General features: G+C 44.5%; 13 protein-coding genes and 1 pseudogene. 5 read left to right on the top strand and 9 right to left on the bottom strand.

Features of this window, described 5'->3' with window-relative positions; genetic code table 11:
- Window positions 1-179: 179 nt before the first annotated feature.
- Complete coding sequence (locus ACT6PV_RS06710; RefSeq protein ID WP_445115648.1) at window positions 180-1658, top strand: phospholipase D family protein; 1479 nt, start codon at window positions 180-182, stop codon at window positions 1656-1658.
- Window positions 1659-1670: 12 nt separating this feature from the next.
- Here the strand turns inward: ACT6PV_RS06710 and ACT6PV_RS06705 are convergent, their stop codons facing one another.
- The gene (locus tag ACT6PV_RS06705) at window positions 1671-3065 is read right to left on the bottom strand and encodes an aminotransferase-like domain-containing protein (protein WP_445115647.1); all 1395 of its coding nucleotides are present in this window, start codon (window positions 3063-3065) and stop codon (window positions 1671-1673) included.
- Between the two features lie 140 nt (window positions 3066-3205).
- Between ACT6PV_RS06705 and ACT6PV_RS06700 the strand changes: the two genes are divergently transcribed.
- On the top strand, window positions 3206-4069 hold the full coding sequence (locus tag ACT6PV_RS06700) for a DMT family transporter (protein ID WP_445115646.1): 864 nt from the start codon (window positions 3206-3208) through the stop codon (window positions 4067-4069).
- An 86-nt stretch (window positions 4070-4155) separates the two neighbouring features.
- Here the strand turns inward: ACT6PV_RS06700 and ACT6PV_RS06695 are convergent, their stop codons facing one another.
- Window positions 4156-4746: a uracil-DNA glycosylase family protein gene (locus ACT6PV_RS06695; RefSeq protein WP_445115645.1), complete on the bottom strand. Its 591-nt coding sequence runs from the start codon at window positions 4744-4746 to the stop codon at window positions 4156-4158.
- 292 nt (window positions 4747-5038) lie between these two features.
- On the opposite strand from ACT6PV_RS06695, the gene ACT6PV_RS06690 reads away from it, so the two are divergent.
- Window positions 5039-5401, top strand: a complete 363-nt coding sequence (locus ACT6PV_RS06690) for a helix-turn-helix domain-containing protein (protein ID WP_445115644.1) — start codon at window positions 5039-5041, stop codon at window positions 5399-5401.
- Between the two features lie 4 nt (window positions 5402-5405).
- On the opposite strand, the gene ACT6PV_RS06685 is transcribed toward ACT6PV_RS06690, so the two are convergent.
- A protein-coding gene (locus tag ACT6PV_RS06685) for an IS3 family transposase (protein ID WP_445114756.1) occupies window positions 5406-6553 on the bottom strand; the annotation gives its coding sequence in 2 pieces (ribosomal slippage) (window positions 5406-6307 and window positions 6307-6553; 1149 coding nt in all).
- 70 nt (window positions 6554-6623) lie between these two features.
- Between ACT6PV_RS06685 and ACT6PV_RS06680 the strand changes: the two are divergent.
- A pseudogene (locus ACT6PV_RS06680) lies at window positions 6624-7316 on the top strand (IS5 family transposase); the annotation flags it as partial.
- 105 nt (window positions 7317-7421) lie between these two features.
- Here ACT6PV_RS06680 and ACT6PV_RS06675 read toward each other — a convergent pair.
- Together ACT6PV_RS06675 and ACT6PV_RS06670 are read right to left on the bottom strand one after the other, a co-directional pair.
- Window positions 7422-8294, bottom strand: coding sequence for a hypothetical protein (locus ACT6PV_RS06675; RefSeq protein WP_445117051.1), 873 nt, complete (start codon window positions 8292-8294; stop codon window positions 7422-7424).
- Window positions 8295-8363: 69 nt separating this feature from the next.
- Window positions 8364-9908 carry an esterase-like activity of phytase family protein gene (locus tag ACT6PV_RS06670; protein WP_445117050.1) on the bottom strand — a complete coding sequence of 515 codons (1545 nt, stop codon included), beginning with the start codon at window positions 9906-9908 and terminating at the stop codon, window positions 8364-8366.
- 280 nt (window positions 9909-10188) lie between these two features.
- On the opposite strand from ACT6PV_RS06670, the gene ACT6PV_RS06665 reads away from it, so the two are divergent.
- Window positions 10189-10803 carry a DUF805 domain-containing protein gene (locus ACT6PV_RS06665; protein WP_445115643.1) on the top strand — a complete coding sequence of 205 codons (615 nt, stop codon included), beginning with the start codon at window positions 10189-10191 and terminating at the stop codon, window positions 10801-10803.
- A 131-nt stretch (window positions 10804-10934) separates the two neighbouring features.
- On the opposite strand, the gene ACT6PV_RS06660 is transcribed toward ACT6PV_RS06665, so the two are convergent.
- From ACT6PV_RS06660 to ACT6PV_RS06645, 4 genes are all read right to left on the bottom strand, one after another.
- Complete coding sequence (locus ACT6PV_RS06660; protein ID WP_445115642.1) at window positions 10935-11057, bottom strand: DUF2474 domain-containing protein; 123 nt, start codon at window positions 11055-11057, stop codon at window positions 10935-10937.
- Between the two features lie 41 nt (window positions 11058-11098).
- Window positions 11099-12103, bottom strand: coding sequence for a cytochrome d ubiquinol oxidase subunit II (gene cydB, locus ACT6PV_RS06655; protein WP_445115641.1), 1005 nt, complete (start codon window positions 12101-12103; stop codon window positions 11099-11101).
- Window positions 12100-13557, bottom strand: a complete 1458-nt coding sequence (locus tag ACT6PV_RS06650; RefSeq protein WP_445115640.1) for a cytochrome ubiquinol oxidase subunit I — start codon at window positions 13555-13557, stop codon at window positions 12100-12102. The genes cydB and ACT6PV_RS06650 overlap by 4 nt, the downstream gene beginning before the upstream one ends.
- 254 nt (window positions 13558-13811) lie before the next feature.
- Window positions 13812-14255 carry a DUF2946 family protein gene (locus ACT6PV_RS06645; RefSeq protein ID WP_445117049.1) on the bottom strand — a complete coding sequence of 148 codons (444 nt, stop codon included), beginning with the start codon at window positions 14253-14255 and terminating at the stop codon, window positions 13812-13814.
- Window positions 14256-14737: the final 482 nt, after the last annotated feature.

The following is a 14737-nucleotide window of genomic DNA, read 5'->3' as shown; positions in this document are numbered from 1 at the left end:
CTGGTCTTTGTCATTAACAGTTCAACTACAGTAACCTTTTTTACTTTACAAATCCAGGATGTAAGCTAATGCTGTGAGCTGATCAGCCATTTATAGAACTCAATAATGAAATCAAAGCTCAGATGACTTTAATTATATCTATTATGCAGTTGTTTGCCTGAACAGGATCCTGTTTATTCATGAATCAATTAAAAAAAGATTTGCCCATGACTGCACATGCAGCCTACTGGATTAACGAAAACGACGCAGAAGACAAACTACAACAAGGGCTGACCGCCTATCTGGTCATGAAGGAAGCCTTTCAGAGTATTGCCGCCCGATTACACCTGATCCGCAAGGCACAATGCACGCTTGATCTGCAATATTATCTGTGGGGAAATGACTTTATTGGCAATTTCATGCTGGCTGAGCTGTTAAAGGCCGCGGATCGCGGGGTCCAGGTCCGCCTGCTGCTGGATGACCAGAATGGTACCCGGATTGACCGTCAGCTTAAGGCGCTGATGGTTCATCAGAATATTCAGGTTAAATTTTATAATCCCTATCGCTGGCGCAGATTCCGTCTGCTGGATTATCTGTTTCGTTTAAAAAAAATCAACCATCGGATGCATAACAAACTGATTATTGCAGATGGGGTCATTGCAGTAACCGGCGGTAGAAATATCAGCAGTGAATATTTTGATGCCAGTGAATTTTTCCAGTTCTCAGATATGGACATCCTGTTTTTTGCCTATGCCGTTAAAAACGCCAATTCGGTTTATCAGCAATTCTGGGATCATCCACTCAGCCATCCGGCACATCAGATCATCCGCAGAAGTAAGCCCCGGGATCTGCTGGCATTACGACTGAAATATATAAAACTGGAACGCAATCAGAACCCGGTGGATGACAAGGTCAGCGCCGAACAGGAAGAGCTGGCCAATGAACTGAGTCAGAATCATATTCAGTGGGCACACGCCCATTTTCTGGCAGATTCACCGGAAAAAAGCCTGGGTAATGCTCAGGGAGATGCACTGATTTCATACCAGATTCAGGACCATATGGGACATCCTGAAGTCAAAATGGATCTGATTTCCGCTTATTTTGTACCGACTGAGTCCGGTACGGCTTATCTGACGTCATTTCCAAAGCGGGATATTCAGGTTCGGATACTGACCAACTCACTGGTTGCCAATGATGTGGCACTGGTGCATGCATTTTACCAGAAATACCGGCTTGCCTTACTACAGGGCGGTGTTCGGTTGTATGAATTTAAGCCCTATATTGAACGGAAGCGGCGAACCTGGTATGAGGTGGTGACAGGAAATGTGATCCCCAAAAAGGGCAAAAATACCTCCAGCCTGCACGCAAAGTTCATTGATATTGATCATCAGGTGTTTATTGGATCGTTTAATCTGGATCCACGCTCCTTCAATCTGAACACTGAAGTAGGCCTGGTGGTGGAATCCAGGCAATTACAGACCCAGATTTCTGCATTACTGGACGATACCCTGCTGATGGTGGCCTATGAATTGAAGCTGGATGACCAGGGTCAGGTGATATGGCTGGATCATCATGCGGATGGCACTGTAGTGAAATATCAGCATGATCCGGAAACCACCCGCTTCCAGCGATTCATGATGCAGATGGTTTCCTGTCTGCCGCTTGAATGGATGATGTAATCTGACATCCTGTCAGCGCTGTAAATCCGGCTGAAACGTCTGCATCGCCTCTGCCAGCACATCGAAAATCCGTTTATCAATACACTGAGCGACATTAAAACGCATAAACTGCCCTGCACTGCCGGCCTGACTGAAGGAGCTGCCCGGCGCAAGAATCACCCCTTGTTTCAGACAGATTTTAGACAATTCAGATGCATCAACATGTTCAGGTAGCCGGCACCAGAGAAATATTCCAGCTCTGGGAATGATCCACGGATGAATATTTAAATTTTGCAGCCTTTTAACTGCGTCATTCATCGACTTGATCAATTGTTTTTTTAACCACTCCAGATGTCTGGGATAACCGCTGTCCATCAGCGCCTGATAAATAATTTCAGCATTCAGATGGCTACAACTGAAATGCGTTGCAATATTTAGATCAATCAGCTTATCAATGATGTCTGAATGTGCCACCACATAGCCACTGCGTATGGAAGCAGACAGGGTTTTTGAATAACTGCCAATCTGAATCACCTGTTCAAAGCCCATGAACGAAGCATAACGTGGCGCCGGGGCATATTCAAAATCAGCAAAGATATCATCTTCAATAATAATCAGGCCGGACTGTTCTGCCAGTTTTGCAACCTGGTAAGCGTTCTGAACGGAAAGACAGGCCCCTGTTGGGTTGTGAATGCCAGAATTGGTCAGATAAACACGCGGTTTCAAGCTCAGCGCCTGTTCAAAGTGGCCGAGGTCCGGCCCGGTTTCAGTAAAGGGAACTGTAATAACCCGTAAGCGATGCGCCTTGATCAGGGCCTGAAAGTTGAAATAACATGGATCATCAATCAGTATAATATCGCCCGGTTGCAGCAGTAGTCTGAAAATCAGGTCAATGGACTGGGTGCCTGAGTCGGTAATTAAAATCTGCGACGTATTGATTTTTAAACCATGATTTTCTTTTTTACGGGCAATATATTGTCTTAATCCCAGATGCCCATAAGGTTCCATATAGCTGATTAATAAATGAATATCGGCACGTGCTGTCTGTTTTAATGCCTTTCGGATGCTCTGCTCCGGCATCCATTCAAGCGGTAGCCATCCACAACCGGGCTTCAATACATCCTGCCGTGCCTCAAGTGATTGTCTTGACACCCATAACGGGTCCACTTCACGGTCATATTGCGTTTCAGTTTCCACAAAACCTGACGCTGACGGTTTTCCCAGCACGTAATAGCCTGAGCCGACTCTTGATTCAATCACACCTTCGGAAACCAACCGGGCATAGGCCTCAACCACTGTGGAAACTGAACAGTTGAGCTGTGTTGCAAACTGACGCACCGAAGATAAACGTGAACCAGGCAACAGGCTTTTTGTGGCGATCTGATTCTTAATCACCTGTATGGTCCATTCAATTTTTGTCATCGCCATATCTGATTCACCGTGATCAATACAATTAAAACCGTACTGCTTAAATAACCATAACAGTAACTTTAAATTGTACTGCATTGTATCTATGAATAATAGCTGAATCCCCGTTTAATCAACATAAATTCAATGAGTGATTCAGCATGAATGAAAGAAATACCGGCTGGTTAAATGGTCTGGCAGGCGTCATTATTTTTGCAGGCTCCATGCCTGCCACCCGAATTGCCGTGCAGGAGCTCAGTCCGGAGTTTTTAACGGCTGCCCGGGCAGTCATTGCAGGCATCATTGGATTATTCTGTTTAATACTGTCGCAGCAGCCCCGACCCTCATATCAGCAGCTGAAATCACTGCTGCTTGTGATCTCCGGTGTAGTTATTGGCTTTCCACTGCTGACCGCACTGGCACTGCAAACCATCAGTTCTGCCCGTGGCCTGGTTTTTGTAGGTTTGCTTCCACTGGCAACAGCCATTTTTGGTGTACTCAGAGCCAGAGAACGGCCTGGCATTCTATTCTGGTTCTTTTCAGTCATGGGCAGCTGTTTTGTAGCCAGTTTTATGATACTCAATCATCATGAACAGCACTTTCAGATGGGTGATCTGTATATGCTTGCCGCAGTGCTGATCTGTGGTCTGGGCTATGCAGAAGGTGGGCGTTTATCCCGTGAAATGGGAGGATGGCAGGTGATCTTCCGGGCACTGGTGGTTGCCATGCCGCTGATGCTGATATGCATGTTGTACTATTTCCCGCCGAGCACTTCACAGATCAGCCTGAGCACTGTATTGGGACTGTTATATGTTTCCCTGTTCAGTACGCTGATTGGGTTCTTTTTCTGGTATAAGGGGCTCGCGCTGGGAGGAATTGCCCAGGTGGGACAGATTCAGTTATTACAGCCTTTTATTGGCCTGACCTTATCTGCGGTTTTACTCAGGGAATATGTCAGTTTGTCGATGATTATGGTCTGTGCTGCAGTGGTTGTCTGTGTAGCAATGGCCAAAAAATTTGCATGATCCATATGGCCGGGTTCATAGTTTAAGAAATTAAAGTTTAACCAATATAGCATATCCATTCCGGTTTGGTTCTGTATTTTACTTACTTATAGTAAGCCTATTTCCAAAAATAACTCCCGGTATGCATCAGCTTTCTGGTCCAGTGCCAACGGATAGGCCCGGGAGGAAGACGGCATGCGATGCAATCTGATTTCACGCTCAGCAAAATACGTCGTTACAGATGAACCAATTAAAGGCTTTTCGGTTCCTGCAGGCATGGACAACAGTAATGTATCGGTGGCTTTGTCACCGGTTGTCATAATATGCCGGCAACAGGGAATGTCCTGCATGAGTTGGTATACATCAGTTGGCGTATCAATCTGTAAAAACTTATCCGAAGCATTGCCTTTTAAACGGGTCACCCGGTAAGCCGTATCAAATATGGCAATGCCCTGTTCCGTCAGAAAATCACGGATCAGTTGTTGTTTAAAGTTTTTATTTGGCACATCCAGGAAATAATCTTTATTCTGAAAAAATATCAGCCCAAATATTCGCCACATATCATTCTGATAATTGGGATAGTAAAACTCCATTTTCCAGCGCTCCCTGGGCGGTGGAAAGCTACCGAGCATCAACAACTTTGCTTTTTCAGGCAAAAATGGTTGAAGTGGGTGGGTTTCTATTTCAGATTCAGACATTTATATATGAAAGCGATGGAAAGTTGAGATGAAAATTATAACATGGTAATCAACAGTAAACTTTTCATTTTGATTCTTTTCCATTTGGAAAATATTACTCTTGACTAAACTAAATATCTTTTTACTGAACGATAAACATTCCAACCACAAATAATAAAAACTCTCATTTAGTAGAGGAAACTCTTTTTTTATGCGTCCATCCCAGCTTATGAAGTGTTGCCAATATGACATCATATAGCAAAATGCATTTTTTGAGCTACAATGGGTAAAGTCCTTTAAATTGTTTATGCATATGCCAAAGATATATTCAGAAGATTTACGCCGGAAAGTCATGGAATTCTACCGAAAGAGTGGTCATAAATCGAATACCTGCACAACTTTCAATATCGCCCGGACAACACTGGATGACTGGATTCTGCTTGAACAGCAGGCAGGACAGCTGGCTCAGCCTAAACTTGTCAATGTCGGCAGACCTTCAACCATTAGGGATCTACCTGCTTTCAAAGTATTTGTTGAAAATACAAAATTCTCACAGGCAAAAGACCTGGTTCCACTTTTTAAAAACCAGTTCGGATATGCAGTTTCCTATGATGTCATACTGGCAACACTTCATAAGCTGGGATGGACGCATAAAAAAAGAGTGAATAGCCACTAAGAATCTAGATACACGCCAGCTTCATTTCATAAAACGTCTCGAAGTCCTTTGGCGACCGCTGGTCGTTAGCACCATGGCGACGTTTCACGTTGTAGAACATCTCAATATACTCAAATATATCTGATCTAGCTTCAGCACGCGTTGAATATATTTTCCGTTTAACTCTTTCTCGTTTCAGTAATTGGAAAAAGCTCTCTGCCACAGCATTATCGTGACAGTTGCCGCGACGGCTCATGCTGCTTTCCAAACCATGTTGCTTCAGAAAGGCTTGCCATTCATGACTGGTATATTGGCTACCTTGGTCAGAGTGAACCAATACTTTATTTGTTGGCGATCTACGCCAAACTGCCATCAATAAAGCATCAAGAACTAGCTCTTTAGTGATCATTGGTTTCATAGACCAGCCAACGACTAACCTTGAGAAAAGGTCAATCACAACAGCTAAATACAGCCAGCCTTCATGAGTACGGATATAAGTGATATCTGTTGCCCATGCTTGATTTGGCTGTGCAGGATTAAACTGCCGATCTAATGTATTGGCTTGAACAATAGGTTGATAGCCCTTTGAATATCCTGGTTTTCGATAGCCACGTTGGGATTTCAAGCCTTCCTGTCGCATCAGTCGATGTACACGATTAACTCCACAAGGCTCACCAATATCACGCAAGTCACAGAAAATCTTGCGATAGCCATATACACCGCCTGACTCTAACCAAAACTGTTTAATCAGGCCTGACAGTTGTTTGCTACGTTTGGCTGTAGCACTCAAAGGTTGTTTCAACCATGCATAATAGCCACTGGGATGAACCTCCAGTACCGAGCACATTCTATAAATTGACCAGACCTGCTGGTGATCCTTGATAAAGGCGTACCTCATTTTGACTGGCTGGCGAAGTACGCCGCGGCCTTTTTTAAGATATCACGCTCTTCTGTAACTCGTTGCAGCTCTTTCTTTAATCGAGCCAACTCTTTGGTTTGATCTTCAAGAGCAGTAGCTTGGGGTGTTTTAGGAAAGTATTTCTTAACCCAAGCATAAACACTATGGGTCGTTGTGCCTAATCTTCCCGCAACCTCTGCAACACTGTAGCCTTTCTCAATGACTTGCTGCGCTGCTGCAATCTTGAACTCTTCGGTAAATCGTTTGCCACTCATAAAAACACCTCTTAATTAGCTATTTTATCTAACTATTCGGTATCGACAAACTTAGTGGCTATTCAGTAGATTAGATTGGAAAGCATCAGACTACACGACGATTTGTAGACGACACAAACATATTAATATTGCCATTGGCTATCAAAAAAGCAGTGATGGACTTCAACTGTTAGTTGACTCTACAGGTTTGAAATTTTTAGGTGAAGGTGAATGGAAACGCAAAAAACATCAGCCTGAATATCGTCGGAAATGGCTTAAATTACATATTGCGATAGACGCTGAAACCTTACAAATACGGGCAGTTCAGCTGACAACAAACAATGTCAGTGATTCACAGGTACTCGGTGATTTACTCGATCAAATTCCACAGGATGAACCAATTAATTCTGTCTATAGCGATGGAGCTTATGATACGAAATGCTGCCGGCAGGTGATTTCAGATCGACAGGCGCATGCAGTGATTCCACCCCGAAAAAATGCCCGGCCCTGGAAAAATACAGGAATCAGTTCACAGCAAAGAAATGAATTGCTTCGGACAGTTAAGCGCTCAGGCAGAACCATATGGAAAAAATGGTCGGGTTACCATCGACAGAGTCTGGTCGAAACAAAGGTGCTGCACTGTATCAGATTATTGGAAGATACTCAGTGCAGGTAACTTTGAAAGCCAGGTCAATGAAATTCATGCACCTTGCGCAGCAGTGCTGCTCAGATACTGAATAAATTTACCGAATTACGCAGACCTCATACCCAAGTTATATCTTAAATTTGGTAGGTTTAGAAGAAATATGCCTTTTAAATCTTTGTGCAACAAAGCCTATTCAATACCTCAGCTTTGCTGATCTGAATATGCGGAACGTCTGAGCGGCATTTAAGAACTGGTACAGAAATCCGGCTGATACTGATAAACAAACTGAGTCTTGCTTAATGCGCTTGCTGCCGCATTATATTGACTCAGCTCCTTCAGCGCGCCAAAACCTGATGCAGCCCGTCCAACCACTTTTTTGGTATATTCTGCATTTTTGTCTTTGTACTTAAATGAGACTTCAACCAATGTCGGTTTCAAACCCGAATAAGGTTGTTGCGTATACCATAAACTGAGTTCCAGATCGGCGTCAAACTCACCCAGGTCAATGGTTGCGCCGCTATAGGTCCGCTCATAAACCGTCAGACCACCAACGGTTTGTAGTGCCTGACTGTTACTGAAACTGTAGTTGTTTTTAAAACCTGAAAATAAGGTATTGATATCTTCAAAGTCATTGATAGTCCGTTTGGTGGGTACAGTGGTTGATTTACTGGCTGCAACCAGGAAGCCTATTCCCCCACTACGGGTAATATCATCTTCAAACTTGGTTTTTGCGCCGGAAACATCACTGCTGAGATCTTCAAAACTGGCCAGATAATGGTCATACCCCCGATATTTTAAAGTCACTTCCTGTTTACCATCTTCAACCCGTTCACGCAGACTGTAGCCCATGGCATTTAAAGGACAACTGCCTTTGGTATCGTAAAAGCGGACTTCCCGTTGTTTATCAAGCGTTAAATCACCTGTGACATCACGGTTAATCTTATTTTGAATCGCAGTTCTGGCTTTCTTAAAATAAGCATTGACATTGTTTGCTTCGTCACTGTAACTGAACTGTTCAGGTTTGAGTAACAGCTTATATTCCCGTGAGGTCACTGCCGGAACATCAGCATAAAGCTGCGCCGAGAATAAACTCAGACTGATCAGTGGAACCGCCATAAGTGTCTTGTGCATGTTCTGTATCCTCATTATTGATAAAATTGGCATCATGTTGTGTTTAATATGATTTTATTTTCCGGATAAATTCAGTTGATCCACAATATAAAGGGTTGAAGCATCCATACGCTTACGGCCCGTATCCAGATATTTTTGTTCCATGCCTTTTTTGTTTGACCATAAACCAAAGTCATCATCATTGACGAGGCCCAGATGCTGATTGTCGATCAGCCATAGACCTTCCATTTTGTCATGCGGATAATTCAGCCGTTTGCCAACGTCCAGCACCAGGCTTTTACTGACCGGTTGAATGTTCAGCGCCTGTAAACCCTCCCACCCTTTGTCCAGTACGTATTGTTCCAGGGTTTTACCGGCAATGGTCAGGCCGAGCTTATCATCCTGCTGCATATCCCCCTGTGCGGTTATACTTTCAAGGTCAGTTGCTTCGCTCAGGTCAATTCTGTACACATGTTTCATAATGTTCGGCGTGTCCCGTAAGAACAGGCCATCCCGTTCCAGGACCAGAAACTGTTTATCGCTCAGAGCCACAATGGCTGAGTTTGAGTTTTCGTTAATTTCCTGACGATACAGATACTGCCCGATTTTTCCTGTTTCCAGGTTGATGGTCACAATACGGGTTAAGGTGGATTTATTGACTGTTTTGTCAGGCAGGTTCATGGTGGACTGCATGATGCCCACCAGGGTTTTCTGATCCGGTGTGACGGTCAGACCTTCCATGCCCCGGTTGGCCCGGCGATAACTGAATTCATTCGGTAGATTAAAGGTATTCCGCTGATCTGCTGTAAATGGATTGATCCGGCCAATTTCCTTACCATCTGCATCATAATGCACAATATGCGGGCCGTATTCATCACTTACCCAGAACGTACCATCGTTCATGGCCGCCAGACCTTCACTGTCCAATCCATAGTCATCCAGTTTGACTGGATTATTTACCGGGTCATATGGCCGGGTGGCATCAACAGTAATGACCTGACCATTTACATCATAAGGTGTTTCACCTGTTCCCCCCAGGGCTGCGGTATTAGGTAATCCGCTGATTGCCTTGCCGTCGCGGTCTTTTAAGCGAATGGTTTTAATCAGTTGAACCGTGCCATTGTCCTGCACTTCAAATAAACCAATCTCCGGGGTATAGTCCGGCACCGGGAAAATCTTGCCTGCACCATGGACACCATCGTCATAATCAGCATTGGGTCCACGATCCGTCATTGCATAAAATTGTTTTTTATTGGTTGGATGCGCCGCAACATCAGAGCCAAAACCACCGTGGTGTATTTCAAAATCGCTGTCAATGGTGCTGCCATTGGCGCTATACCGGGCCAGTATGGTATAAGGCAACACGGCACCCTGGGCAAAGAGATTCGGTCCGCACTGAGCTGTACTCTGCTGAATTTCATCCGGGTCCAGCAGGCCATTTTTATTTTTATCCAGGCCGCTGTCCATACGTGTGCCTGCGGTCCAGCACTCATCATTGCCAAGTGTCAGTGCTGTCTGATTAATCAGGCTGTTCAGACCATCCTGGCCATTGTCGCCGTCAGAACATGCAGTGATCAGTGAAGTGCCCAGTAATGCTGCCATCAATGCTGCTTTTTTCATTTTTCTCATTAACTTTCCATTAAAAACCAACCTTATGTTAGAAAGCTAAAATGACAGTCTCATGAATTGAGAACACTGGCAGATGATAAATCGCCCACTGTGAATCAGCCTGGTCTCAGCCCGACTCTTTACCAAAACAGGCAGCGTCCATACTGGAAATATGGGATATTTATTGCAATTCACTGAGAATGGCTGTTTATTTTGTCGTTTTTTATTAGAATATAGCGGTTTTTTTAACATTTTCCATAGAAAATGATGATTTTTTAACATAGGTTGAAGAATGAGCCCTTTTGATACTCAGACATATAAAGATCACCCCTTTTCTCCTAAAGGGCGTTTTACCCGCCTGTCCTATCTGGCGTGGTATTTTATTTCTGTCATAATATATAGCATGGCATTGCTGGTTATATTGCCACTGATCGCCATCAGCTTTTTCATTCCCACAGGCCAAAGCTTCCCCCCGACTGCAATGATCGCCCTTGTACTGGTTCTGATCAGCGTGGTGGGCTTTATGGTTGCGACGGTTTGTATCACCATTCGCCGTTTACATGATCTGAATAAAAGCGGCTGGTTGTGGTTGCTCACCCTGGTTCCATTCATCAATCTGATTTTTATGATTTATGTCTGTGTGGCCAGAGGGTCGACCGAAGCCAATCAATATGGTCCATTCCGGGCAACCGAACAGTCTGAAAAATTATTGGGGTCCATTTATGTTATTTTTATGGCCCTGCTATTAGTACTTTATGTGGCAATAATGAGCTCGTATGTACTGTTTCATGATCAGGTCAATCAGTATTTCACGGAAATGAGTAAAGCCAGCATGGTCTATGGTGATGAGTCGTCTGCAATTACGGATGATGAAGATGAACACCAGCCCGATTCAAAAACATTCTGACTTTTGTCAGTTTGAACAAATACTAAAAAAATGGCCTGATTGATCAGGCCATTTTTATGGAATCCATTCACTGTGGTTCCCGAATGAACAAATTCAGGTATACAAACCAGCTGGCGCTGAAATCATACAGATCAGAGATACGCCAGCTGAATCAGCAATCTGAATGCCCCTGCGATCACCGCCAGGCCCAGAAAACCGGCCAGCCACAGTAAAATAAACCACTGGGTTTTAGAGAGTTTGTCCGAAATTTTCATTTCGCTCACCTCCTGCTTCATTGTATGGATAAAAACAGGGCTTAATGATAGCCATCATCCCCAATACGTACCTTATGTCGAAAGACCCAATAGGACAGCCCGGTATACATCAGGATGATCGGAATCAGAATCAGTGCGCCAATGAGTGTAAACAGCTGACTGCTTTCTGGTGCTGCGGCATCCCAAATGGTAATGGAGGGCGGAATGATATAAGGCCACAGGCTGATCATAAAGCCTGTATACGCGAGAAACACCAGCGCCAGAGTGTAGACAAATGGGCTGAGTTCATGGTGATTTTTACATGCACGCAAGGCCAGTACCGTAAACAGGATCACCAGCACCGGCACAGGACTGAAATACAGTAATTGCGGCAGACTGAACCAGCGTGCTGCAATTTCAGGATGCGCCAGTGGTGTATAAATACTGACTGCACCGAAAATAATGAACAATGCAACGATCAGCTTTGGCATGAGCTGATACATTTTCTGCTGTAATGCCAGTTCGGTTTTAAAAATCAGCCATCCACAGCCCAGTGCTGCATAAAGCACAACCACGCCAATTCCAGTGAACACTGAAAATGGTGTCAGCCAGTCCAGACCACCACCGGCATAGATATGATTTTCAACTTTAATGCCCTGAATATATGCACCCAGAATCATGCCCTGGAAAAAACTCGCCAGGATGGACCCCCCAATAAACGCCTTGTCCCACAGGTGTTTTGTACGGTTTGCCTTAAAACGGAATTCAAAGGCCACACCACGGAAAATCAGGGCAATTACCATCAGGATAATTGGCATATACAGCGCCGATAATACGGTTGCATAGACCATTGGGAAAGCGGCATACAGTGCTGCACCACCCAGCACCATCCAGGTTTCATTGCCATCCCAGACAGGGGCAACGGTGTTCATCATGACATCACGTTCCTGCTGTCCCTGAATAAATGGAAATAAAATGCCAATGCCCAGGTCAAAACCATCCAACACCACATAAATAAACACGCCAACCGCAATAATGACGACCCAGATTAAAGATAAATCAATCATGATTTGTTCTCCTGCTGGTCAGATTCAGAGCTTGTCGTGGTATTCTGATCCAGATTTTCTTCCACACTGCTCAAGGGGCGTCTGGATGCCTGAATGACCGCAACACCACCATGCGCAACCGGATCTGCATGCACAAATTGAGGCCCCTTATACATTAGTTTCAGCATGTAATAGATGCCAATACCAAAAACCACACAATACACGATGACAAAAATCACCAGTGTCAATCCGACCTGCTCAGCAGAAACGGGAGACAAGGCGTCCTTTGTCCGCATGATCCCATAAACCACCCAGGGCTGACGTCCCACTTCCGTGGTAAACCAGCCGGCGAGTAAGGCAATTAATCCAGACGGTCCCATGACGAATGCAAAACGATGCAGCCATTTATTTTCATAAAGCCGACCACCTCTGCGCAGAAAGAGTGCTGCCACGGCCAGCAGAATCATCAGCATGCCCAATCCGACCATAATGCGGAAACTCCAGAAAATCACCAGCGAATTCGGGCGGTCCTCCGGTGCAAACTCTTTCAGTCCTTTAACCTCACCATTCATGCTATGCGTGAGAATCAGACTGCCCAGATTCGGAATACCGACAGCATATCGGGTCTGTTCCGCCTGCATATCGGGTATACCAAACAGATACAACGGCATCCCCTCATCCTTATTGGTTTCCCAATGGCCTTCCATTGCTGCCAGTTTTGCCGGCTGATGTTTCAGCGTATTCAGGCCATGCTGATCACCAATCATGGCCTGTAAGGGTGCAAGTGCCAGCAACATCCATAGCGCCATGGAAAATGATGTTTTCACCAGCGTATCACGGCGGCCTTTCAGTAAATGCCATGCTGCTGTTGCAGCCACCAGTAAGGCGGTGACCAGGAATGCAGCGGCTGCCATGTGTGCCAGGCGATAAGGAAATGACGGGTTAAATACAATGGCAAACCAGTCCTGTGGCACAATAATGCCATTTTCAATACTGAAGCCCTGTGGCGTCTGCATCCAACTGTTGGATGACAGAATCCAGAACATGGAAATACAGGTACCCACTGCAACCATAACCGTTGCAAAGAAGTGCGCCCGCGGTCCGACACGACCCCATCCAAACAGCATGATTCCCAGGAAGCCGGCTTCCAGGAAGAAGGCACTCAGAACTTCATAGGTCAGCAATGGACCGGTGACACTGCCGGCAATCCGTGAAAATTCACTCCAGTTGGTACCGAACTGGTAACTCATTACCACCCCGGAGACCACGCCCATTCCAAAGGAAACTGCAAATATTTTGACCCAGAATTTAAATAAATCCTGATATACGGGATTCTGTGTTCTCAGCCATCGCCATTCCAGTACAGCAAGAAAACTTGCCAATCCGATGGAAATGGCCGGAAAAATAATATGGAATGAGATGGTAAAGGCAAACTGGATTCTGGCCAGTTCAAGCGCTGTAAAACCTAAAGTCATGGCATCACCTCCCGTATTTTCAGTCGTTGAATGGCTATATCCACTGTATGGGCCAGGCACTCTGGTCCAGGTTTTTCAGCATCTGTCTGAAATATATTAAAATAATGCTGTTTTACAGGGGATGGATTTTTCTGCCTGAAAAAAGTATGAATTGGTTGTCCCTGCACATTCAGGAAAAATTGGCTCATCATGATTCGTCTCTATTTCACAGTAATACATTATCGATTTAATTTTCATTGCATCGGATGATAGATTTACGTAAGGATCAGAGGTGGGGCCCGGCCCTGAGGAATCAAAAAAAGACGTTGTAATTGAAAATAAATATGCTGGAATGTTTCAGCAAATGCCAGTAATCGTATCTGAATACGAACCAGAATTTCCTGCATGACCAGTTCAGGTGGTAAAATCAGATTGCCGTAGAATGTACAATACGGACACTCATGCCTGATATCATGGTGATGATCCGATATCGAGTCTTCATGCAGCTGGTCGGCCTGTAAATGCCGGTGATTTAAATGGAACTGCCCAGTCTGGTCATGCAATGGACTGGAATAATGACGCAATAGCGAATGCTCAATCGTTTCGCAGACCGGAGAAATCTGATATTGCTCAGGAAGCAGCGGTTGTAAAAAAACTGCAAACTGTAAAAATATTGTTGCAAATGCAAGCAATAAACCACTGCGTTTCAACACACCCATCATCTCAAACCGATTCTGTTTTCGACTACTGAATCACCAGCCAATAACACGATTAAGTACAGACTGAAGAAACTCAGGCCTGTTCATACCCTTGTTTTTACCACTATAGTGGATCATCGTTTATTTTTAAAGTGTTGTGTAACAATTGCTGGATTTATCCTGCATAGTTTTTATAAAAAACACGTCCTGTGTAATAAATACTGAAATCCGCTATTTTAATGACCGTATCAAACAACAAAATTTCAAATACTTAAAATCCTGATAGTGTTTCCCTTTAAATGGCTGAATCGAGCTGAGTTTATTTGTAAATGATCGCTCATCATCATAGCCTTGTGTGTGGTGCCGGGAAGCATCTTTCCTTCAGTAAGCTGCACCATTCCTGCCTCATTGGCAAGGCCGACTCTGGAAGACCTGAATAGATGGCACATTGAGTAGTATCGCCAGGTTGAGGTGGAACATTTTCTTCCAGAGCCGTTTCTGAT

This window comes from Acinetobacter sp. WZC-1 (assembly GCF_052544965.1).
This window is presented reverse-complemented; position numbering and strand designations above follow the sequence as displayed.

What these genes read in the sequence shown, in the direction of transcription:
- ACT6PV_RS06710 (WP_445115648.1), top strand. Translation starts at nt 180, where the DNA reads ATGAATCAATTAAAAAAAGATTTGCCCATGACTGCACATGCAGCCTAC.
- ACT6PV_RS06705 (WP_445115647.1), bottom strand. Translation starts at nt 3,065, where the DNA reads ATGGCGATGACAAAAATTGAATGGACCATACAGGTGATTAAGAATCAG.
- ACT6PV_RS06700 (WP_445115646.1), top strand. Translation starts at nt 3,206, where the DNA reads ATGAATGAAAGAAATACCGGCTGGTTAAATGGTCTGGCAGGCGTCATT.
- ACT6PV_RS06695 (WP_445115645.1), bottom strand. Translation starts at nt 4,746, where the DNA reads ATGTCTGAATCTGAAATAGAAACCCACCCACTTCAACCATTTTTGCCT.
- ACT6PV_RS06690 (WP_445115644.1), top strand. Translation starts at nt 5,039, where the DNA reads ATGCCAAAGATATATTCAGAAGATTTACGCCGGAAAGTCATGGAATTC.
- ACT6PV_RS06675 (WP_445117051.1), bottom strand. Translation starts at nt 8,294, where the DNA reads ATGGCGGTTCCACTGATCAGTCTGAGTTTATTCTCGGCGCAGCTTTAT.
- ACT6PV_RS06670 (WP_445117050.1), bottom strand. Translation starts at nt 9,908, where the DNA reads ATGAAAAAAGCAGCATTGATGGCAGCATTACTGGGCACTTCACTGATC.
- ACT6PV_RS06665 (WP_445115643.1), top strand. Translation starts at nt 10,189, where the DNA reads ATGAGCCCTTTTGATACTCAGACATATAAAGATCACCCCTTTTCTCCT.
- ACT6PV_RS06660 (WP_445115642.1), bottom strand. Translation starts at nt 11,057, where the DNA reads ATGAAAATTTCGGACAAACTCTCTAAAACCCAGTGGTTTATTTTACTG.
- cydB (WP_445115641.1), bottom strand. Translation starts at nt 12,103, where the DNA reads ATGATTGATTTATCTTTAATCTGGGTCGTCATTATTGCGGTTGGCGTG.
- ACT6PV_RS06650 (WP_445115640.1), bottom strand. Translation starts at nt 13,557, where the DNA reads ATGACTTTAGGTTTTACAGCGCTTGAACTGGCCAGAATCCAGTTTGCC.
- ACT6PV_RS06645 (WP_445117049.1), bottom strand. Translation starts at nt 14,255, where the DNA reads ATGGGTGTGTTGAAACGCAGTGGTTTATTGCTTGCATTTGCAACAATA.